This window comes from Actinoplanes regularis (assembly GCF_900188005.1).
In the GTDB taxonomy this organism is placed as follows: domain Bacteria; phylum Actinomycetota; class Actinomycetes; order Mycobacteriales; family Micromonosporaceae; genus Actinoplanes; species Actinoplanes regularis.
Map to the genome: position 1 here is coordinate 298,859 of NZ_FZNR01000004.1, position 20,806 is coordinate 319,664.

General features: G+C 71.5%; 17 protein-coding genes. 14 read left to right on the forward strand and 3 right to left on the reverse strand.

Translation table 11 applies throughout. The features are described from left to right. Nucleotides 1–315 precede the first annotated feature (315 nt). Nucleotides 316–1,245, reverse strand: coding sequence for a GNAT family N-acetyltransferase (locus CHC09_RS13755; RefSeq protein ID WP_089293454.1), 930 nt, complete (start codon nt 1,243–1,245; stop codon nt 316–318). 203 nt (nt 1,246–1,448) lie between these two features. Here CHC09_RS13755 and CHC09_RS13760 point away from each other — a divergent pair, with 203 nt between their 5' ends. The 9 genes from CHC09_RS13760 (at nt 1,449) to CHC09_RS13800 (ending at nt 14,290) form a co-directional block, all read left to right on the forward strand. Further along, the gene (locus tag CHC09_RS13760; RefSeq protein WP_089293455.1) at nt 1,449–2,174 is read left to right on the forward strand and encodes a hypothetical protein; all 726 of its coding nucleotides are present in this window, start codon (nt 1,449–1,451) and stop codon (nt 2,172–2,174) included. Beyond that, nucleotides 2,174–3,529: a bifunctional 3-(3-hydroxy-phenyl)propionate/3-hydroxycinnamic acid hydroxylase gene (locus tag CHC09_RS13765; RefSeq protein WP_089293456.1), complete on the forward strand. Its 1,356-nt coding sequence runs from the start codon at nt 2,174–2,176 to the stop codon at nt 3,527–3,529. Before CHC09_RS13760 ends, CHC09_RS13765 begins: the two co-directional genes overlap by 1 nt. A gap of 107 nt (nt 3,530–3,636) precedes the next feature. Further along, entirely contained in the window at nt 3,637–4,137 is a 501-nt protein-coding gene (locus CHC09_RS13770; protein ID WP_089293457.1) for a hypothetical protein, read from the forward strand. Then, nucleotides 4,137–5,504, forward strand: a complete 1,368-nt coding sequence (locus CHC09_RS13775) for a hypothetical protein (RefSeq protein ID WP_089293693.1) — start codon at nt 4,137–4,139, stop codon at nt 5,502–5,504. The genes CHC09_RS13770 and CHC09_RS13775 overlap by 1 nt, the downstream gene beginning before the upstream one ends. Then, on the forward strand, nt 5,501–6,805 hold the full coding sequence (locus CHC09_RS13780; protein WP_089293458.1) for a vWA domain-containing protein: 1,305 nt from the start codon (nt 5,501–5,503) through the stop codon (nt 6,803–6,805). The genes CHC09_RS13775 and CHC09_RS13780 overlap by 4 nt, the downstream gene beginning before the upstream one ends. Before the next feature lie 20 nt (nt 6,806–6,825). After that, nucleotides 6,826–7,938: an ATP-binding protein gene (locus CHC09_RS13785; RefSeq protein ID WP_089293459.1), complete on the forward strand. Its 1,113-nt coding sequence runs from the start codon at nt 6,826–6,828 to the stop codon at nt 7,936–7,938. Beyond that, nucleotides 7,935–10,706, forward strand: a complete 2,772-nt coding sequence (locus tag CHC09_RS13790) for a DUF5682 family protein (protein WP_089293460.1) — start codon at nt 7,935–7,937, stop codon at nt 10,704–10,706. The genes CHC09_RS13785 and CHC09_RS13790 overlap by 4 nt, the downstream gene beginning before the upstream one ends. 118 nt (nt 10,707–10,824) lie before the next feature. Continuing rightward, a complete protein-coding gene (locus CHC09_RS13795; RefSeq protein ID WP_239138308.1) occupies nt 10,825–12,738 on the forward strand; it encodes a sensor domain-containing diguanylate cyclase in 1,914 nt (637 codons plus the stop codon). Nucleotides 12,739–13,102: 364 nt separating this feature from the next. Continuing rightward, on the forward strand, nt 13,103–14,290 hold the full coding sequence (locus tag CHC09_RS13800; protein WP_089293462.1) for a sensor histidine kinase: 1,188 nt from the start codon (nt 13,103–13,105) through the stop codon (nt 14,288–14,290). 42 nt (nt 14,291–14,332) lie between these two features. Here CHC09_RS13800 and CHC09_RS13805 read toward each other — a convergent pair whose 3' ends face one another. Beyond that, nucleotides 14,333–14,704 carry a DUF2203 domain-containing protein gene (locus tag CHC09_RS13805; RefSeq protein WP_089293463.1) on the reverse strand — a complete coding sequence of 124 codons (372 nt, stop codon included), beginning with the start codon at nt 14,702–14,704 and terminating at the stop codon, nt 14,333–14,335. On the opposite strand from CHC09_RS13805, the gene CHC09_RS13810 reads away from it, so the two are divergent. Together CHC09_RS13810 and CHC09_RS13815 are read left to right on the forward strand one after the other, a co-directional pair. Then, nucleotides 14,703–14,948: a hypothetical protein gene (locus CHC09_RS13810; protein ID WP_089293464.1), complete on the forward strand. Its 246-nt coding sequence runs from the start codon at nt 14,703–14,705 to the stop codon at nt 14,946–14,948. The genes CHC09_RS13805 and CHC09_RS13810 overlap by 2 nt on opposite strands. 145 nt (nt 14,949–15,093) lie before the next feature. Then, nucleotides 15,094–16,623, forward strand: a complete 1,530-nt coding sequence (locus CHC09_RS13815; protein WP_179277082.1) for an RtcB family protein — start codon at nt 15,094–15,096, stop codon at nt 16,621–16,623. 75 nt (nt 16,624–16,698) lie between these two features. On the opposite strand, the gene CHC09_RS13820 is transcribed toward CHC09_RS13815, so the two are convergent. Continuing rightward, nucleotides 16,699–16,908, reverse strand: a complete 210-nt coding sequence (locus CHC09_RS13820; protein WP_373871898.1) for a helix-turn-helix transcriptional regulator — start codon at nt 16,906–16,908, stop codon at nt 16,699–16,701. Between the two features lie 178 nt (nt 16,909–17,086). On the opposite strand from CHC09_RS13820, the gene CHC09_RS13825 reads away from it, so the two are divergent. Genes CHC09_RS13825 through CHC09_RS13835 form a run of 3 tightly spaced genes read left to right on the forward strand, consistent with a single transcriptional unit; the run spans nt 17,087 to nt 20,768 of the window. Continuing rightward, nucleotides 17,087–18,319, forward strand: a complete 1,233-nt coding sequence (locus CHC09_RS13825) for a hypothetical protein (RefSeq protein ID WP_089293694.1) — start codon at nt 17,087–17,089, stop codon at nt 18,317–18,319. Next, on the forward strand, nt 18,316–19,479 hold the full coding sequence (locus tag CHC09_RS13830) for an AAA family ATPase (RefSeq protein ID WP_089293467.1): 1,164 nt from the start codon (nt 18,316–18,318) through the stop codon (nt 19,477–19,479). Before CHC09_RS13825 ends, CHC09_RS13830 begins: the two co-directional genes overlap by 4 nt. A 41-nt stretch (nt 19,480–19,520) precedes the next feature. Then, on the forward strand, nt 19,521–20,768 hold the full coding sequence (locus CHC09_RS13835) for a vWA domain-containing protein (protein WP_179277083.1): 1,248 nt from the start codon (nt 19,521–19,523) through the stop codon (nt 20,766–20,768). Nucleotides 20,769–20,806: the final 38 nt, after the last annotated feature.

Sequence of the window (20,806 nt, forward strand, 5' to 3'; positions counted from 1 at the left end):
CTCTTCATCGCTGGGCGGCTCGATCGCTTTTGTCTTCGGCAGTTCGCCGGTCAAGGCCGTTCGTGCTGTTTCGCCGTTCTGCCGGAGTTCTTCGCGTTTCGTCTCGCCTCTCTGCCGAAGAGCCTCACGCGCGACAGATGCCGCAGCTGCCATGGCGGGGCCCGAGAGCAGGGGTGCCCAGTAGTCCGTCAGGTCCGGGATCGGCACCACGCCCAGGACGAGGACGCGACGAACTCTGCTCGCGACAGCCGCCTCCAGCCACCCGAAAGGGCCCGACGGCGCCACCGCGGTGGCGCCGTCGATGATCAGGATCGGTCAGGACCAGGTGAAGTTGACCTGGCGTTCGAAGACGCGATAACCGGCCCGGGCGAAGGCGGCGGCCATCGGCGCGTTGCCGACGTCGGTCGAGGCCCGGATCCGGGGCACGTCCTGAGCGGCGAGGACCGCTGTGCCGGCGGCCAGGATCCCGTCGATGTGGCCGTGGCCGCGGTGGGCCGGGAGCACCCCGATGTACGCGATGATCGGGTTGTAGCCGTTGTGCGCCGGGATGACGAAGCCGACCGGCTCGCCGCCGGGCAGTGTCGCGATCCGCCACCAGTCGTGCGGGCTGCGGTAGCTCTCCAACTCCTCGCGGTACTGGTACTCGGCGGCCGCGCGCGGGGTCATCCGGGTCAGTTCGTCCCGGCTGTACGCGTCGAGCGTCCCGTCGAGCACTAGAGCCATGAGACCGATCAGCTCGTCGGCGTCGTGGGGCGGGCGGAACTCCAGCCGTGCGGGCACCTCGCCCACCGGCGTACCGGGAAGCCATTCGAGCCGCAACCGTTCCACGAACAGCTTGGCTCCGGCCTGTTCGACGAGGGCGAAGCGCGCCTCGGCGTCCCGGCGGACGTCCTCGCGTTCCCGCCAGTCCGGCGGCAGGAAGCGGATGTAGTCCGGCGGCGACGATCCTTCCGGTACGACCGCCGCCAGGGCCGTCTCCAGCAACAGGCGACCGTCCGCGGGCGAGGTCGTGTCGAAGATGTCCAGGAGCAGCGGGTCCGCGTCGCCGGGTCGCGACCACCAGCCGGCGCGGGCCACCACGCGTTCGTCGCGCAGCGCGATCCACAGCCACTCCGGGCGGCGGCGCAGTTGCTCGAGGTCGGCGGCGACCTCGTCGTTGAGCGGGTTGGAAAGGGTGTTGAACAGGTCTGCCTCAGCCGGTCCGCTGATCGGGCGGACGGTGAGGCCGGGGTGGTGCTGGGTCAAAGCGTTCCCTTTTCAGGAGGCGCCGTGTCCTGGAGGACACGGGCGGCTGTGCATGGCGTACATCTGCTCGTCCTCCCTTCTCGTCGGGTCGCACCGTTCTATCGGCCGTCCCGATCGGCCGCAACCGATTTAACGCCGGCCGGTTGTGATTTCGGGTTCGATCGATGGATCCGCCGGTTGCCCCGTCGCTCTATGTTGACCGGGTGGTCACGGTCGCAACGATCGGTCTCTGTCTCAGTGCGCTGCTCGTCGGCGGCGCCGCCATCTTCGTCCTGCTGCATCTCGGCAACCACCGCGAGCTGCGCACCCTGCGCCGGGTCCGGCCGGTGCCGATCGCCTCGTGGGGCCGGGGCCGGGTGGCCGTCGAGGCCCGCACCGAGTTCGGACCCGCCGGCCGGCAGACCGGTCCGGTCAGCGGTGCCGACTGCGCCTGGTACCACGTCCGTCTGCTGCGTGAGCCCAGCCGGCGCTCGTCCGATGACAGCCACGACGTCCTGCTCGACATCACCGCACCGGGCCGTCCGGCGATCACGGACTCCAGCGGCCGGGTGCCGGTCGATCCGGGGCGGCTGGAACAGCCGCTGCACAGCGATCCGGCCGCCACCGAGTCGACCCGGATCGTCTATCGCCGGTCGGATCCGGTGCCGCTGCCCGCCGTGGTTCCGCCGGACATCGTCGAGGGACTGCGCAGAAGCGAGACTCTGGAACTGACCGAGGTGCGCCTGCCGCGCGGGGTCGAGGTGTTCGCGCTGGGCCGGGCCACCGCCGACGGGCTGGTCCCGAGCTACTTCACCACGCGTACCCGGGCCGAGGCGATCGCCGCGCGGATCGACGACCTCGGGCTGGGCCGCCGCCTGATCGTGGGGTTCGGCCTGTTCGGAGTGCTTCTGGCCGGCGGATCGCTGCTCCTTCTGCGCATTCTGTCGTAGTGGAACATGTGCCGGTGGTGATCGTCGGGGCCGGTCCGACCGGCCTCACGGCCGCGATCATGCTGGCCCGGCGCGGCGTCGAGTGCCTGGTCCTGGAGCGGTTCGTGGAGCCGTACCCGCTGCCGCGCGCGGTCCACTTCGACGACGAGGTGTTCCGGATCCTCGCCGGTCTCGGGCTGGCCGGCGGGCTGCGGGAGATCTCCCGGCCCGCGCCGGGGATGCGGCTGGTCGACCGGCGGCTGCGGGTGCTCGCCGAGTTCACCCGTGATCCGCTGGGGCCGCACGGATTCCCGCAGGCCAACATGTTCGACCAACCCGATCTGGAACGCCTGCTTCGCGACAGGCTGGGAAGACTGCCGCGGGCCACGATCCGCGGCGGGATTGAGGTGTACGACGTCGCGCAGCCGCCGTCGGGACCGGTGAGTGTCCGCTATCGATCAGTGGTGTCGGGTGCCGAGGGGGAGGTGCGGGCGGACGCGGTGCTCGGCTGCGACGGGGCGAACAGCGTGGTCCGGGCCGCGCTGGGCGCCGGGTGGGAGGAGCTGGGGTCCGAGCAGCGGTGGCTGGTCGTGGACGCGGTCTCACCGGAGCCACTGGCGGCCTATGACGGCGTGCAGCAGGTCTGCGACCACACCCGGGCGGCGACGTTCATGATGGTCACGCCGGGGCGGTACCGGTGGGAGTTCCGCCTGCACGGCGGTGACCCGCTCGATGTCCGGGCGCGGATCCGGCCGTGGCTCGGCGGGACCGATCCCGGTGCGCTGACGATCCTGCGGCAGGCACCGTACACGTTCCGTGGAGCCGTCGCCGACCGGTGGCGCGACCGCAGGGTGTTCCTGCTCGGCGACGCGGCACATCTGACCCCGCCCTTCATCGGGCAGGGGATGTGCGCGGGGATCCGGGACGCGGCCAATCTGACGTGGAAACTCGCGATGGTGCTGGACGGGCGGGCGGAGGATCGGCTGCTGACGACGTACGAGACGGAGCGGAGGCCGTACGCGAAAGCCATGATCCGGATGGCGATGCTGATCGGCTGGGTGATGACCGGCGGCAGCCGGCGCACCGCGCCGCTGCGCCGATCGCTGCTACGGACCGTCACCAGACTGCCGGGAGTGGAGCGCCGGGCGACGACCGTCGCCTGGCCGGCCCTGCGCCGCGGCCCGCTGGTCGGTCCCGGCGGCGGCCGGCTCTGCCCGCCCGCGCTGGACCCGCGGCTCGGCGACGGGTTCGCACTGGTCGGCTCCGGTACGCCCGAGGCCCTCCTGATCCGCCCGGACCGGATCGTGGCAGCGGCCGGCCGGCATGCCGTCCCGGAGCGGCTGACCGCCGCCGGAATCCGATTTTCAGGCCTCTGACCACTGTCTACGCCGTTTTCGCCGGCCGCGTCGGCGGACCCGGGCAAGTTTTTGTCATACCGCTCCGATACAAATACCTCCACTTGATCCTGAGGGAGGGACTGGTTGTGACAACGGATGGCGCCGACTTCGAACGGCGCGGCTCAGCACCCGTCATCGCGCCGGTGGGGCCGCGAAAACTGGCCAAGGTGCCGTTCGTGGAGCTGGCCGACGGGCGCCTTCAGGGGGTGGTGTCCAGCGGTTCCGACATCGAGCGGGTCTACGTCTCGTCGATCACGGCGGGTGATCACGGGCTGAGCTGCAACACCAACAACAACCGCCCGTGCGGTGGCCTCTCCGGCGGCTCCTGGGCCTGCAACCACCTGCGCGCGCTCGCCGACGCCGCCGTCGCGCAGTACGGTCTGGCCCGGGTCGCGCGTTACCTGAAGGCCGATCTCGCCGACGGGGGTGACGACCTCTGGTCCGGCCTGCACACCACCACCGCGCCCAACCGGGCGGCCGAGGTGTTCGCCAGCTTCCTGCGCCACCTCTCCTACCTGGAGGTCGCGCCGGCCACCGACCCGCTGCCCGAGCTGCAGTGGTTCCCGGCCGCCGGGGCGGTGCGCTGATGCTCGCCGACGCCCTCAACTCCACGCCGGACGGCTTCGCCGAGGCGCTCACCCTGGTCGACGGTCTGGACGACGCGCTCGTGCAGGGCCTGGCCCGGATCGACGAGGACCGGGCCACCGTCCTCGAGTCGTTCGCCGCGGCCTTCGGCGGGTCGCCGCTGGCCGACCGGATCGCCGACACGATCGGAAAGATCATCGCGGGGACCGTGACCGACGAACACCTGGTCGTCCTCGCCGGGGCCCGGGCCGCTCTGCTCGGCGCCGCCCACGACGCCCTGCGGGTGAGCCTCGACGCGGCGCTCGGCCGGTCCCGTGCGGCCTGGTCCGACTCACCCGTCGTGTCCGACAATGGTCATCTGCTCGCGGGTGGTCGCTCCTGGCTGCGGGAGCTGGCGATCGCCGGCTGGCGGGGCGTCGACCACGAGCTCGCCGGCGGCGCCGCGCAGGCGGTCCAGTCGCTGCTGGCCGCACCGGGCACACGCCGCCTCGCGGTGCTGCTCGACGGGTTCGCCGCCGAACTGAAGGCCACGGCGCCGGTCGCCACGCTGCCGCGGATCCCGGTGCGCCGCTGGGCCGACCTGTGGACCCGGGCCCTGCTGCTGTCCCAGGACGGCTACCCGCACTTCGAGGCCACGCCGATCGACGGGCGGCTGGTCCTTCTCGGTGTCGACCTGCACGAGCACCCGACGGTGTTCCAGGCGCAGGCGCACGGGCTGCTGGAGACGCCCGACGGGACCGTCCGGCTGGTCCGCACCAGCGTCGCCGCCGCCAAAGTGGACACGATCAGCGGGCCGTCGGCGTGGCGGATGCTCAGCGCGTTCCCGATCTTCCGGGGCGTCGTGGCCGAGCACCGCACGGTCGAGGTGTCCGGGATGGGGCTCACCCCCGCCGGCGACCTGATCTGGGACGAGTCGCGGGCCGCGGCCGGCGAGCCGGCCGATCCGTTCGCGGCGGCCCGGGTGCGGCTCGGTTCCGCCACGGCGCTGCCGGCCGCGCCGCTCGACCGGCACCCCGGCGCTCTCGCCGAGCCGGTGCTGCTGGAGGGCTACGGGCACGCCGAGAACGCGTTCGACCTCGGCGGCGGGGTGAGCGTGGCGCTCGACCTGGACCGGCTGCCCGCCGCCGGCCCGCTCACGCCCGCGCTGGTCGGAAGCTCGACGGCCTGCCTGGGGCTGCTCCGGTGGGACGGGCGATGGCTGCTGCAGCCGCTCGCCGTGCAGGCGGTGGTGCGGAAGAAGCCGGTCGCGGCGCACACCGGGGACTGGGCGCTGGGCCCGACCGAGGCCAAGGCCGCGAAGGCGGAGGCGGCCGCGGGCACGGCGGTCGACGTGCTGCGCGAGCGCGCGGGAAGGCTGCTGCGGAAATGAGCACCTCATCCTCGGAGACCCAGCGCCAGATCCTCTACTGGCGGCTGCTCGCGCGTCTCTTCGACCCGGAGGAGCAGGCCACCCTCGAGTCGGGGAGCATGGCCATCGTCGGCGACCTCGGCCTGCCCGCCGCGCTGCTCGACCCGGCCGTCTCGGTGGACACGCTGGTGCAGCGGTTCCCGCAGCTGGAAGCCGAGTTCGACGGCCTGATGAGCGACCCGGGCGATGACCGTGACGGCGAGGTGCGCCGCGCCGCGCTCGCCTCCAAGCTGCTGCTCAACGTGTTCGCGACCGGCTCCGGCAGCGTGACCGCCGAGCAGTTGCAGCGCTGGCAGAGCGACGCCGGCTGGTTCGAGCGCGCGATGGGTTGCCAGCCCGGCCAGCTGCGCGGCCGCGCAGCCGGCAACTCGCCCGGGCTCGGACAGACCCTGGCCGGGATCGAGGGCGACCTGATCAGCCGGATGCGGTTGCGCGAGGTGCTCGCCGACAACCGCCTCGCCAGCCAGCTCACCCCGAGCATGTCCCTGATCGAGCAGCTGCTGCGGGACAAGGACAACCTGGACGGTGTCGCCCTGGCCAACGCCAAGGCCCTGATCCGCAGGTTCGTCGACGAGGTGGCCGAGGTGCTGCGCACCCAGGTCGCCCAGGCCAGCACCGGCACCATCGACCGGTCCGTGCCCCCGAAACGGATCTTCCGCAACCTGGACCTGGACCGCACGATCTGGAAGAACCTGCCGAACTGGAGCCCGGAGGACGAGCGGCTCTACGTCGACCGGCTCTACTACAAGCAGACCGCGAAGCGGATCGAGCCGGCCCGGCTGATCGTGGTGGTCGACCAGTCCGGGTCGATGGTCGACGCGATGGTCAACTGCACCATCCTCGCCTCGATCTTCGCCGGCCTGCCCAAGGTCGACGTGCACCTGGTGGCGTACGACACCCGCGCGCTCGACCTGACCCCGTGGGTGCACGATCCGTTCGAGGTGCTGCTGCACACCCACCTCGGCGGCGGCACCGACGGCACGGTCGCGCTCGACCTGGCCCGCCCCAAGATCGCCGACCCGCGGAACACCGTGGTCGTCTGGATCTCCGACTTCTACGAGTGGCAGGAGCAGGCCGTCTGGGACGGCATGCAGGCCATCCACCGCGCCGGGGTCAAGTTCATCCCGGTCGGCTCGGTCAGCAGCGGCGGCCACCAGAGCGTCAACCCGTGGTTCCGGCAGCGCTTCAAGGACCAGGGCACCCCGGTCCTCTCCGGCCACATCAAGAAGCTCGTCACCGAGCTCAAGAACTTCCTCGTCTGATTTCTTTAGGAGACCCCCTGATGAGTGACATGCTGCGCGCCCCCGCCGAGGTCAAGTTCGCCGAGGAGCTGGACTGGCTGGAGTCGGTCGACGACAGCCCGAAGCCGTTCTCCTGGCGGCTGAGCCCGAAGATGGTGCGCCTGTTCATCCTCGGCTCCGAGCGCGCCGACGGCCTGGACCGGGAGATCTCGCAGAAGTGGTTCGGTGACCGCAGCTTCGTCGAGCGGGCCATCGTCACCCTCGCCTCCGACCGCGGCCTGCTGCTGATCGGCGACCCGGGCACCGGCAAGAGCTGGCTCGCCGAGCTGCTCTCCGCCGCGATCAGCCGCAACTCCACCCTGGTGGTGCAGGGCACCGCCGGCACCACCGAGGACCACATCAAGTACTCGTGGAACGTCTCGATGGTCATCGCCAAGGGCCAGTCCCGCGCCTCGATGATCCCGTCGCCGATCATGACCGCGATGGAGAACGGCGTGATCGGCCGCTTCGAGGAGCTGACCCGGTCCACCAGCGACGTGCAGGACGCGCTGATCTCGATCCTCTCCGAGAAGTACGTGTCGATCCCCGAGCTGGAGGACGACAACATCGTCTTCGCCAAGCCCGGCTTCAGCATCATCGCCACCGCCAACAGCCGCGACCGGGGCGTCAACGACCTCTCCTCCGCGCTCAAGCGGCGCTTCAACTTCGTCCGCATCCCGGTGGTGACGAACAAGAAGAGCGAGGCGGAGATCGTCCGGTTCCGCACCGAGGAGCTGCTGCGCCGGCACAACATCGAGCTTGAGGTGCCGCCCACCCTGCTCGACGTGCTCCTGCAGAGCTTCGCCGACCTGCGCGCCGCCTCCGCGTCGGCGACCAGCGACGACGAGCGCCTCGAGTCGGCGCTCTCCACCGCCGAGCAGATCGGCGTGCTGGAGGACGCCATCCTGCACAGCAACTTCTTCGGCGCCAGCCAGCTGACCGCGGAGGCCCTGGCCGGTTCGCTGGTCGGCTCGCTGGCCCGGCGCAGCCCGGAGGATCTGGCCATCCTCAACAAGTACTGGCACGGGGTGGTCGAGCCGCGCAGCAAGGAGCAGAGCGGCGCGTGGTCCGGGTTCCTCGAGGGCGGCCGCCAGGCGATTGCGACGCTGTCTTGACCAGCCCGTTCGCCCCGCTCCGCGGGCAGTTGCTGAGCGCCGCCGAGGCCCTCGCGGACGGGCCGGCCGCGCTGCCGGAGATCCTCGCCGGGATCGTCGACGACGTCGACCACGCCCTGCGCGAACCACTGGAGATCTTCCCGGTCTGTCACCACTCGCCGGCCTCGGCGCTCGCCATGCTGCGGCGGTTGCGGGAGAAGCAGCCCAAGGTCATCTACCTGGAGCTCTGCGAGGACCTGCAACCGCTGCTGAGCGAGCTACACAACTGCCGGCTGCCGGTGGCGCTGCAGGCCTTCGCCTCCGAGCTGATGGACTTCCCGAAGGAGTCGGCGCCGCTCTCGGTGATCGCGCCGATCACCGAGGCGTCCGCGGAGTACCAGGCGATCTCGTACGCGCTGGACACGCCCGGGGTCTCCCTCGTCCTGGTGGACCGGTCCACCGACCACGTCTTCCAGTGGCAGCCCGACCCGTCGTCACCGGCCGAGACGCCGGAGCCGGAGGAGGACCTGCACGGCGACGCGGTCGGGGTGGAGATCGGCGACCTGCGGCCCCGCTTCGCCGAGCTGGAGGAGCACCTGCTGCACCATGGGCAGGTGCGGCATTGGTCCGAGTGGTGGGACCAGTACGTCGAGCAGCCGCTGGCCGGTGCCGATCATGAGACGTACCGGCAGGTCATGACCATGATCGGCAGTCTGTTCCGGCGACTGGCACCGCACGACAGCAAGCGGTACGCCAGTGACGAGGACCGCGAACGCTACATGTGGACCCGGATCCGTGAGCACCTCGCCGCCACCGGCGCCGACCCGGCCGACTGCCTGTACATCTGCGGTGCCTTCCACGCGGCCAGCCGGCTCGCGGAGGTGGGCTCCGCCCCGGGGACCCCGGACTTCGAGATCACCCCGCGGACCGGCACGACCTGGCTCTACGGCCTGATCCCGTCCAGCCACTCGGCGATCGAGGCCCAGTTCGGGCTCGCGCCGGGTTCGGTGTCGATCGCGGCCGCCACCTGGCAGAAGCAGCTCGGCCGGCTCCGGCTCACGCCGTTCCAGCTGGACGGGCAGAAGGGCGGCAAGAAGAAGGCGAAGCGGGCACTGCCGCCGCCGTCCGTCACGACCGGGCCGGTCACCGACCACCTCACCGGATACCTCGCCGGGCCACCCACGCTCGACGGACTGGACGAGGAGGAGCTGCGGGGCTGGTGCGTCGACATCGTCCGGCTCGCCCGCCGCAACGGATACCTCGCCAGCACCGCCGACGCGATCGCGGTCTTCGAGACCTCCGTACTGCTCGCCGGGATGCGCGGGCGGACCCGGCCGACGCCGTACGACTTCCAGGACGCCGCGGTCACCTGCATCGAGAAGGACACGGTGCCCGGGCGCCGTGATGTGAAGCGGCTCTGCGAGATCCTGCTCGGCGGCGACCGCATCGGCCAGGTCGGCTACGACGCGTTGCCACCCCTGGCCCGCGACGTGTACGACCGGCTCGCCCCGCTCGGGCTCAACCTCGAACAGCGCAGCATCCAGCGCGCGCTGCTCGACCTGGCCGCCCGCCCCGAGCTGGCGCCCTGCTCCCAGCTGCTGTGGATGCTGCGCTACCTGCTGCCCGACCAGGCGGTCCGCCCGATCATGGGTAGCCGCAAGCTCGGCGAGAAGCACATCCAGGAGAGCTGGGACCTCGATCTGGGCCGCCACCAGCGGACCATCATCGAGCTGGGCTACGAGGGGGTCACCGTCGAGCAGGTCCTGGAGCAGCGGCTGCGCCGCGACGCCTGGGACCCGAAGGCGACCGCGGCCAGCGCCCTCAAGGCGGTGGAGCACTCGATGCTGTTCCTGGAGAGCCCGCGGCTCACCGAGGAGCTGGGCGCCCGGGCCGTCGAGCTGCTCTCCGCCGAGCGCACGGTCGACGACGCACCGGCGGTGCTGCGGCGGATCCGGCGGCTGCTCGGGCACTACCGGGCCACCACGCCGGTGCTGCCGTCCTGGTGCGAGCGGTTCGTGACCGGGGGATACGCGCACTACTGCACCCTGCTGCCCACCACGTTCGTCGACGAGGAGACCGGGGTCCGGCAGGTCGGGGCGATGCTCGGCTTCCTGTTCGGCATGGAGAGCCTGGCGCTCTCGCTCGGCTGCGACCGGACCCAGCTGGAGATCGCGGTCCGCCAGTCACACCCGGAGTCGCCCGCCAAGGTCGCGCTGCTTTGGGCGGCCCGGCACCAGCTGGGGGACCTGCCCCTGGCGGACCTGCGGCTGCGGGTGGACGAGCTGCTCGGCAACCCGCTGGTGGTGCCGGCGGTCCCGCAGTACGTGAGCGGATTCGTGCAGGCTCTGGAACCGGTCCCGCGGCTGGCGCCGTTCGTGGTGGAGACGATCTCCAAGGCCTTCGGGCGGCTGCCGGACCCGGTGCTGCTCCCGTGGCTGCCGACGCTGATCACCACCCTGCGGCAGCAGGCGGCGGAGCTGGTGCCGGTGCTGACCCGGGAAGCGGGGCGGACCTTTCCCGGCACCCTCGCCGCGATCGACTCGTGGACGCCACCGTGGCTGGCCCGCCGTCCGGCGACGGCGACCGCCACCGGCGCGCGTCAGCCCTCGGGCGGCCCGGCCGGCACGCTGCTGGCCGCGCATCCCGCGAGCACGGACGCGGTGGCCGAGCTGCTGGGCTGTCCGGGGGAGTGGGCGCCGGCCGTGGCCGTACCGGCGAGCGGTCGGTCGGCCCTGCTCACCGCCTTTCCGGCCACCGCAGACGCGGTCGCCGCACTGGTGAGCGCCTGAGGCGGCCGCCCGGAGCGCGAGGGGGCGTTCCGGGCGGCCGGCCGTAACGGTCTTACAGTTCACGTTCCTCAACTCGGTCAGCCCGCAGCCGACAAGCCTGGGCAGCGAGGGAGGAATGTTGAGCACTGACCGGGACGACCCGAGCGGCGCCCGTGGCCCGGCTGGCATGTTCGCCGAGCGGCCGGACGACGCGTCCGCCGCGCGATGGCGTCGTGGCGCCCTCGCCATGTACTACATCGCGCTGATGATCGCGAACCTGGCCTTGCTGACCGGTGCCGCGCGGGTGATCCTGACCGCTTTCGCCGGCCTGGCCGGATTCCTGCTGTTCGTGGGCGCCCTGTGGCGTGGCGGCTCGGGCAGCGTGGGCACGGGCAACAGCGGCGGCACCGGAAGCGCCCGCTGGGAGAAGCTGGGCTACGTGGCGATCCTGGAGGCCGTTGCCCAGGTCGCGATCACCGGACAGCTGAACCAGACCACCGCACTGCTGCTGACCCTGGTCGGCGTCGGCGCGGCGGTCACCACGCGCAAGACCGCGATGTGGGCCAACCTGCTCGGCTGCGCCGGCTGGGCGGCGGCGGTCATCGCGCAGGACGGGCTGCGGACGCCGGAGCTCAGTCACTACGCCGGGCAGCTGGTCATGGCCGGGCTGCTCGGTTGCATCCTCCACGAGGCGCTGCGGCGCCGCCAACGCGAGCTGAAAATGGCCCGCGACCAGCTCACCGCGGGGATGGACCGCTTCGAGAACCTCTTCCACGCGTCGCCGGCCGGTGTCGGCATCGCCGACGAGAACGGCGTGCTGGTCGCGGTCAACCCGGCGTTCTGCGAGCTGGCGGGGCGGCCCGCGGAGGAGCTGATCGGCGCGAAAAGCAACGACTACGTCGATCTGGCCGCCGCTGACGACACGGTCGGCCGCCAGATCCGCTACGTTCGTCCGGACGGCTCGACCCGCTGGTTCTGGCTGACAGTCGGGCGCGCGGGTGTCCTGGACCGCGCCAAGACCCGGCGCTGGACCCTCATCCACCTGAGCGACGTCACCGACCGGCACCTCGCCGAACGTACCGTCCGTGAGTCGGACCGGCTGTTGGCCGCGGTCTCGGCCGCCGCCCGGCGGATCCGCACCGGCGAGGACGCCCGAGGCACCATCATCGAGGCGGTCCGGGAGCTGGCCGAGGCGGACACCGTCATCATGCTCGAACCCGACGGCACCGATCTGGTCGCCATCGGTGTGGTGGGCGCCGACGTGCTGGGCACCCGGGTGCCCCTGAACGGCACCTCGATGATCGCGAACGTTTACCTGGACGGCCAGCCGGTCTTCCTCGCCGATCCGGGCCAGGATCCACGGGTGTCGACGGCGCTGCTGAAGCTGGTCGACGGCAGGTCGATGATGTGGCAGCCGGTGGTCGCCGACGGCGGGTCGGTCGCGTTGCTGGTGGTCAGCTGGAAGACGCGGATCACCTCGGTCAGTGACCTGCGGGCCCGCGCGGTGGCGCTGCTCGCCGACGAGACGGCGCTCGCCCTCGAGCACGAGCGGCTGCTCGGCCGCCTGGAGCAGATGGCCTACACGGACACGCTGACCGGTCTCTCCAACCGCCGGGCCTGGCAGGCCGGTGTCGCGGAGCTGCTCGCCGCGTCGCGGGCGAGCGGACGGCCGCTGACGGTGGCGATCGCCGACCTCGACCACTTCAAGCGGTACAACGACACGCACGGTCATGTCGCCGGGGACGATCTGCTGACGGCGGTCGCCACGGCGTTCCGGGGACAGCTCCGGACCGGCGACCTGATCGCCCGCTGGGGTGGTGAGGAGTTCGTCGTCGCGCTGCCCGACTGCGGTGACGCGGAGGCGGCGGAGATCCTGGATCGGCTGCGGACGGCGACGGTCGGGACGGAGACGTGCAGCATCGGCTACGCGGTCTGGGACGGCGTCGAGTCCTATGAGCGGATGCTGGAGCGGGCCGACGGTGCGCTCTACGCCGCGAAGTCGGCCGGGCGCGACAGGGTCCACGCCGCCGCGGGCGTCGCTCTGGCTTCCTGACGGGGAACGGAATCCGACCGGCCGCAACGGGAAGAATGATCGTGCTGTCACGGCCGACGCTTGCCATGATCAGCATTCGGCTTTCTGAGCATCAGCTGAGACCGGCCCGCAAATGATCCTCTTACTGGTCTTCATGGGCCAGATCGGTCGTGCGATATCGTAGGGCTCTGAAACGCCCGGCCGTAACCCGTCCGAACCTACGCCCACGTAATAGCCGCTATACACTACCGGATATGCGGCGCCCACCGGCCGCTCTTCGTCTGTATCAGCCAAGATGTTTCCAGTGGGAAGCGCTGGCAACGACGCCGGTATACAGCCTGCTAAGCCCAGTGTCAGGCCAGCGTCGGCGTAAGCTCGAAGTGCAATGGATGCCGGGCAGGGCTACGCGACGGTCAATGTGAAGCGGGCTACCAGGCAGGCCGCCGCGCTGACACTCGCGGGATGCCTGATGAACCTGGTGGTCATATTCGCCAGCCCTCGGAAAAGCGCAGACTTTACGATCATAATCGCCGGTCTTGTCATGAGTGCGCTCGCCTTGTGGCTGCCCTGGCATCGCTGGCATCCGTTGACACCAGCTCTACTGGTGGTTCCCCACTTGGCCATTCAAAGCTACGGCACCTACCACGGGATCGCCTCTGCCGGAGGCGGCTACTACGTGGTGATAATGGCCTGGCTGGGCATGAACTTTCCAGTGAAGCTCGTCTACATCGCGAGCCCCTTGGTCGTGGCTTCCTACGGGATATCGCTGGCCTTGATAAACGAACCTGTCGCGGGGTTGTGGAAGGCTCTCACCACAGCGGTAATCGCGATATTCGTTGGCGTCGCGCTGGCGAAAAACGTAAGTCGCGAACTGATCGCGCGCCAACAAATCGCTGCGGCTGAGCGATGGCGAGCAGCCCTGGCCGCGACGCTCGCCCATGACCTACGGTCGCCCCTGTCGATAATTCAGCTGTCCGTGGAGACGGTGAAGGCCGAGACCGACTTACCGCCGGACCTGGACGATCTGCTCGGTCGGACGCTGCGACAGGTCGGGCGGATCAGCCGACTGGTCGCCGGGCTCATGGACATGGCGCGAATCGACGCTCAGGGTGAACTTCGGCTCGACCTGGCAACCGTGCCACTCGCGGAGGCCGCAACGGAGGCGGCGGCCTTCGTAGGCACTCCGGTGACCGTGCAGGTGGCGCCTGGTCTGACCGTACTGGCAGATGTCGACCGGCTCCAGCAAATCCTGGTCAACCTGATCGCGAACGCCGTCCGCCACGGCCGTCCGCCGATTGTCGTGCATGCGTACGAGATCGAAGAAGGGGTGCGCATCGAAGTACGCGACCACGGCAAAGGCGTGCCATCGGACCGCCGGACCAGATTGTTCCAAAGATTCCAGAGCGACGATGGGGTAGCCGAATCGGTCGGCCTGGGTTTGTGGATCGTCGACCAGCTTGCCCGAGCACATGGTGGCCAGGCCCACTTCCGTCCCGCAGACCCGGGGACGGTCATGGGGGTGACGCTGCCATCGGCCCGAGGTTCCATAGCCGATGACCTCGCCGCAAGATGAGCAAGTCTGGACCGACCTGCCGGCGGAGAGCGGAAGCGATCGTCAGACCGTCGGCGGAAGCCGGCGCCGCCCGGCGATCCCCAGGTCCGGACGGTGATACCAGCCCAGCTCGGTCTCGCCTTCCAGCCAGCACAACAGCACCGGCATGTTGTCGAGATCGGCCGGGAAGTCGACCAGCAGCGGCGCGACGCCCTTCAGCTCCGCCCCGGACTCCTGCACGAACGTCATCAGCTCGTTGAGGCGCGCCTCCGCCGCCTTCCGCTCCGGCAGACCGCCCAGCGAGGTCGGCTCACCACCCGGGACCAGCGCCGCGGACAGCTCCACCATGTCCGCCCGCACCTGGACGATCTCCTCGAGGACGGGCCGCAGCCGCTCCAGCTCCGCCCGTGCCTCCCCTAGCGTGAACAGCCCCATGGCGCCAGTTAATCACCCGGTCGATCTCGGCTTCAGGCGGCTTCACCGCCATCGCCCTCCCGGGTCCGGCTCGTCCCCGCGCGACGGGCGCACGGCGCCGCCGACCGGGCTGACCGGCGGCCGGAAACCGATCTGGCGGGCGCGCGGCGTCGTCGGCCCCGGGCTGACCGGCGGCCGGAAGCCGATCTGGCGGGCGCGCGGCGTCGTCGGCCCCGAGCTGGCCGGCGGCCGGAAACCGATCTGAGGGGCGCGCGGCGTCGTCGGCCCTGGGCTGGCCGGTGGCCCGGAAATCGATGGCCGGTCGGGGTCCGCGTCCCTAGAGTGACCTTCGCCGCGAGGGCGATCCACCCGTGGCGACTCCCTCCCAGGACTCCCGAAAGGTGTTCTCCTTGCCCGTCTCCAAGCGAGCAGACCGGCGTTTGGTCCGTACCGACGACTCGTGGCTCACGCTGCCCAACCCGGTGGACGTGCCGGTGGAGATCTGCGCCGGCCCCGAGGTCCCGATCGAGTCGGCGGCGATCGACGAGCTGCTCACCGTGCTGGAGACGGCCCGTACGCTCAGCGACCTGGCTGCGGCGACGCCGGGCCTGGAGTTCGAGCCGCGCCTCGAGCGAGTGGTGTGCACCCCGGATTTCCACAAGGGCGCGGGCATCCCGATCGGCACGGTGCTGCAGACGGTCGGCGCGCTGGTCCCGCAAGCGGTCGGCAACGACATCAACTGCGGCATGCGGGTGGAGGTCACCTCGCTGAGCGTGGACCGGCTGCGCCCGCACCTGGACGCCGTGGAGCGGCGCCTGCGGCACCTGTTCTTCGAGGGCGGCCGCCGCATCGGCCTCACCCCGGCACACCGGGAGGGCCTGCTCCGGTACGGGCTGCCCGGGTTGCTCGCCGAAGGACCGCCGGCCGACGCCGACGGCGTGTGGCGCCAGATCGGCCCGGACGACACCACCGACCTCCGTGCGCGGCTGCACGCCGCCGGATACCCGGTCGCCTCCGCGGACGCGTTCCAGGACTGGGTCACCAGCGGTGGCGGGACGAGCTACGACAGCATCATCGGCAGCGTCGGTGGCGGTAATCACTTCGCCGAACTGCAGTACGTCTCGGCCATTCACGACGGTCCCGCCGCGTACGCGTGGGGCCTCGCCCCCGGCCGCGTGGTGCTGATGGTGCACAGTGGCTCGCTCTCGCTGGGCCACCAGGCCAACGCCACGGGCCGCGATCAGGCTCGCGCCGCCTGGCCGCGCACGGTCCCGCTGCCGGCCAACCGGATCCTGCCGATGCTGCTCGACGAGCGCACCGCGGCGGGCCGGGAACGCTATCTGACCGCCTTCGCGAACGCGGCGAACTTCGCCATCGGCAACCGGTTCTTCCTCGCGATGATGATGCGGGCCGGCCTCGCCGGCGTCGCCGGTGACCTCGACTCCCGGCTGATCTACGACGCCCCGCACAACCTGCTGTGGCCGGGCGCGGACGGCACGGTGGTGCACCGCAAGGGCGCCACCCCGGCCGGCGGCGTCACCGACCACGAGCATCGGACCCCGGACCTGTACGGGGAACCGGTCATCGTGCCGGGCTCCATGGGCGCGCCGAGCTACCTGCTGCGCGGCCTCGGCAACACCCGAGCGCTCGGCAGCGCCTGCCACGGCGCGGGTCGCAGCATCCCACGGGGTGCCGCGTCCCGCGGCGGCGACGCGGAGTTGGACGCGTTTCTGCGGGAGTTCCGGGTCGTCACGCCGCTCAACCACCGCGACCCGGCGGTGGCCGGCCGGCGAGAGATCATCGAGGCGTGGCGCCGCGACCTCAAGCAGGAGGCCCCGTGGGCGTACAAGGAGGTCGGCCCGGTCGTCGATAGCCTGCGCGGGGCCGACGTCGCCCGACCGGTCGCGGAACTGCGACCGATCCTGACCGTGAAAGGCTGACCGACCGGGCTGTGCCGTGCGCGTTGCCCGGGCGACGCGCCGGCGGTTTCCGCCCGGGTGCACCTGGACGTCGCCTCAGTCATCGGGCGGCGGCTCGCCGGGCTGCTGGCCGGTGCGTTGCCGCTGGATCCAGCCCTCGATGTCGGCGATCAGCCAGACCCGGCCCATGGCGAGCTCGTCGTAGGGCTCGGGCCAGTCGTCGCGCTCGGCGAGTTGCTGGACGCGCTGGCGGCTGAGCCCGAGCCGTTTGGCGATTTCGCCTGCTCCCATGAGATATCGCGGCACGCCCCAACTATAGTCATGCGTCATCTTGTCGTGTGAACACAGTCGTCCGTTAGATACCCGATGCGAACCGCGGGTACGAAAATCGGGGATGCCGGGTCGGCGCGGAACCGCTAGGCTGCCTCCCGATGATGACCTCGAACCTCGGAAAGGGGGCAATGTCCACCCGAAGTGAGTGCTGATGCGCTCCCTGGTGGACGGCGACCCCCGTCTTGTCACCTGGCGACACGTGCGCGAGTTCGCCGTGCCGCCCTCGATGATCGAAGCCGCGACCGCCCGGCGGCTCGCCGGCGACTGGGCCGGCGCCTGCGTGGCGGCCCGGGTGGATCCCGAGCTGAACCCGCGCGCCATCGGCCGCCGCCACGGCCGGGAGCAGGCCGCCGAGATCCGTGCCGACCTGCACCATCTCGCCCCGGACCTGCTGCGCTGGCACCTGCCCCGGGTGGCGACCGGCCGGTTGCGGCCGGGCCTGACGGTCTCGCTGGCCCGGTACACGCCACGCCTGCACCTCGTCGCCCGAACCGCCCCGGACTGGGCCGACGCCGACCAGCGGATCACCCTCGCACTGTGGGACGGCGGCCTGGGCGGGGTGCACCCGCACCCGCGCCCGAACCGCCGCTTCCGCCTCGACCTGCACCGCCACCTCTGGGACGCCCGCCACGCGGCTGAACTGCGCGAACGCGCGGGTGCGGAGACCTGGCCGGTTGACCCGGACGGCTTCGCCGTCCATCGGTGGCGGGCGGAGGCGGACCTCCTGCGGCACGCCGAGGGCCGGGCCGAGGAGCCGGTTTTCGTACGGGTGAGCTCCCGCGAATACCGCCCGCTGCGTACCGAGGGGGTCCGCGATCGGGAGTCACTGGTGCTGCCGGACGCGGCGACCCGGGTGCCGCCCGACCTCGAACTGCTCCGGGCCGGACTGATCGAACCCGGTCAGCTGCATCCCCTGGTCGCCGACGCCCTCGCGCCCGGACACCCGTCCGTCACGCGCGGCCCGTCGGCTGCGGTACCCCGCGTCGTCGACTGCCGTGGCGAACAGCACCGCATCGGCCTGGTCGACGGCGTTCTCTCCCCGCTGGACCACGACCCCGGCGAACTGCGCCGCGAAGAGATTCTGGTGGCCTTCGGCGGCACCCCGCTGCCCTGCCTCCAGATGATCGACAGGGCCCTGCGCCGGCCGGAGTCGCTCGCCGACATCCGCGCCCGCCTCGACCACGGCGACCTCCCCGGCGCCCTCGCCGCCGTCGAGCACCTGCTCGGACCGGACGCCGTGCTCCGCGACGGCCCGCTCCGCGACGAGCTTGCCCGGACCGAGCAACGACACCTCACGTACGGGCTGTACCGCGCCGGACTGACCGGCCACTGCCCGCCCAAGAACGTTCCCCTGCCCCGACGCCGCCCAAAGGTGACTAAATGACCCTGGACATCGCTGCTGACCTGCTCCGCCTGCTCGCCGACACCACCACCGAACCCCGACCGGACACCCAGCTGGAAGCGCTCACCCTGGCCGTCGCCGCCGACCTGCCGGTGCTGCTCTGGGGCGAGCCCGGCATCGGCAAGACGGCCGCCCTCACCCAGCTCGCCGAGACCCTCGACCTGCCGCTGACCACCGTCATCGCCAGCGTCCACGAACCGACCGACTTCTCCGGGCTGCCGGTGATCGGCGCCGACCCGGCCGTGCACGGCGTGCCGATGGCCCCGCCGGACTGGGCCGTACGCCTGGCCAATTCCGGACGCGGTCTGCTCTTCCTCGACGAGCTCTCCACAGCGCCGCCCGCGGTCCAGGCCGCCCTGCTCCGCCTCGTCCTGGAGCGCCGGGTCGGCGCGCTCACCCTGCCGCCGGGCGTCCGGATCGTCGCGGCGGCCAACCCGCGCGGCTCGGCCGCCGACGGCTGGGAGCTGAGCGCGCCCCTCGCGAACCGGTTCGTCCATCTGCAGTGGATCCACGACCACGAGGTCGTGGTGCGCGGACTCGGCGGGACGTGGCCGCGCGCCGCGCTGCCCCGGCTCGATCCGGGACGGCTCGGTGACGCGGTGACCTATGCCCGGCGCGGCGTGTGCGAGCTGCTGGCCGCCCGGCCGAAGCTGGTGCACCAGCTACCGAAGACGGAGACCAAGCGGGGCGGGGCCTGGCCGTCCCCGCGGACCTGGGACATGGCGGTACGGCTGATCGCCTTCGCGACCGCGGCGGGGACCTCCCGCGAGGTGCTGTCCATGCTGGTCCGTGGTGTGGTCGGGGACGGTCCCGGGCTCGAACTGCTGGCCGCCCTGGACCGGATGGACCTGCCCGACCCGGAGGTGCTGCTCGCCGACCCGGGCGCCGCGGAGCTTCCGGAACGAGGTGACCTTCGTCAGGCCGTACTGGAGGCGGTCGTCGAAGCGGTCCGGCGGAAAGCCGACCGGGACCGGTGGGAGGCGGCCTGGAGCGTCCTGGTGAAGGCCCTGGACGGTGGTGCGCCGGACCTGGTGGTGGTGCCCGCCGGCAACCTGGCCGAGCTGCGCCGCGACGACTGGCCGCTGCCGGCCGGGATCGAACGCCTGGCCGGGGCCGTGAGCATCTCCCGGCAGGCGGCATGAGCGGGCGGCTTGCCCCGGCGCCGGGGCGGATCGGAGGCGGCATGAGCGGGCAGCCCACGTCGGCGCCGGGGCGGACCGGAGGCGGCGCCACGAGTCTGGACCTCGAGAAGCTGTACGCGGCCAGGCTGCACGCGACCCGGGTCCGGCCCTATCTGGCGTCGGCGCTGTTCGCGCTGCACGTGGTCGAGTCGCCGAGAACCCCAACGATGGCGGTCGACCGCTACTGGCGCTGCTACGTCAACCCGGCGTTCGTGGCTCTGACGCCGATGAAGGAGCTGGCCGCGGTGTGGGTGCATGAGGTCTCCCACCTGCTGCGCGACCATCACGGGCGCGGCGACCGGTATGCCCGCAAGCACGACCTGAGCGGCCCGGGCGAGCGGCTGCGGATGAACATCGCCGCGGACTGCGAGATCAACGACGACATCTTCGGCGACGGCCTGCCCTTCCCGCGCAGCGCGGTGTACCCCGTCAACCTGCGGATGGCGGCCGGTCAGCTGATGGAGGACTACCTGGCGTTGTTCCGGCTCGGCCCGTTCACCGACACCTTCGCATGGCTGGACTGCGGCAGCGGCGCCGACGGTGCCGACCGGGTGTGGGACCTCGGGCCGGACGGCGGGCACGGTCTGACCGATCAGGAACGCGACGCGGTCCGGTTCCGGGTGACGGAAGCGATCAACGGGCACCGGGGAGACGTGCCGGCGGGCTGGCGGCGCTGGGCCGAGGAGGCGTTCCACCAGCCGCAGCCCTGGCGTGAGCTGCTGGGCGCGGCGGTCCGGGCGGCGGCGGGATCGTCCGGGGGAGGAGGCGATTATTCGTACGGCAGACCGGCTCGGAAAGCCACCGCCCTGCCGCGAGTGATCCTGCCGGCCCTGCGCCGCAACCCGCCCCGGGTCTGCGTGGTGATCGACACGTCGGGTTCGGTGAGCGATGCCGAGCTGGGCGTCGCGCTGCTGGAGGTGACCGCGATCGGTCGGGCCGTGGGCGGTCGGGGGCGGGTCAGCGTCGTCTCCTGCGACGCCGCGGCCGGGGTCGCCCATCCGCTGTGCCGGGCCGAGGGGATTCCGCTGATCGGCGGCGGGGGTACCGACCTGCGGGCCGGGTTCGCGCAGGCGCTGCGGAGCCGACCGGATGTGATCGTGGCGCTGACCGACGGCTGGACGCCGTGGCCGGGCACGCAGCCGCCGTGCCGGACGGTGGTCGGCCTTTTCCGCCGCAGGTTCAGTCCCGGTGATGACGCGGAATCGTACTGTGCGCCACCGGAATGGGCGCGAACCATCAGAATCGGCTGACCTTTCCAAACGCGAGGGAGTGCCTTCCGAATCGTCCG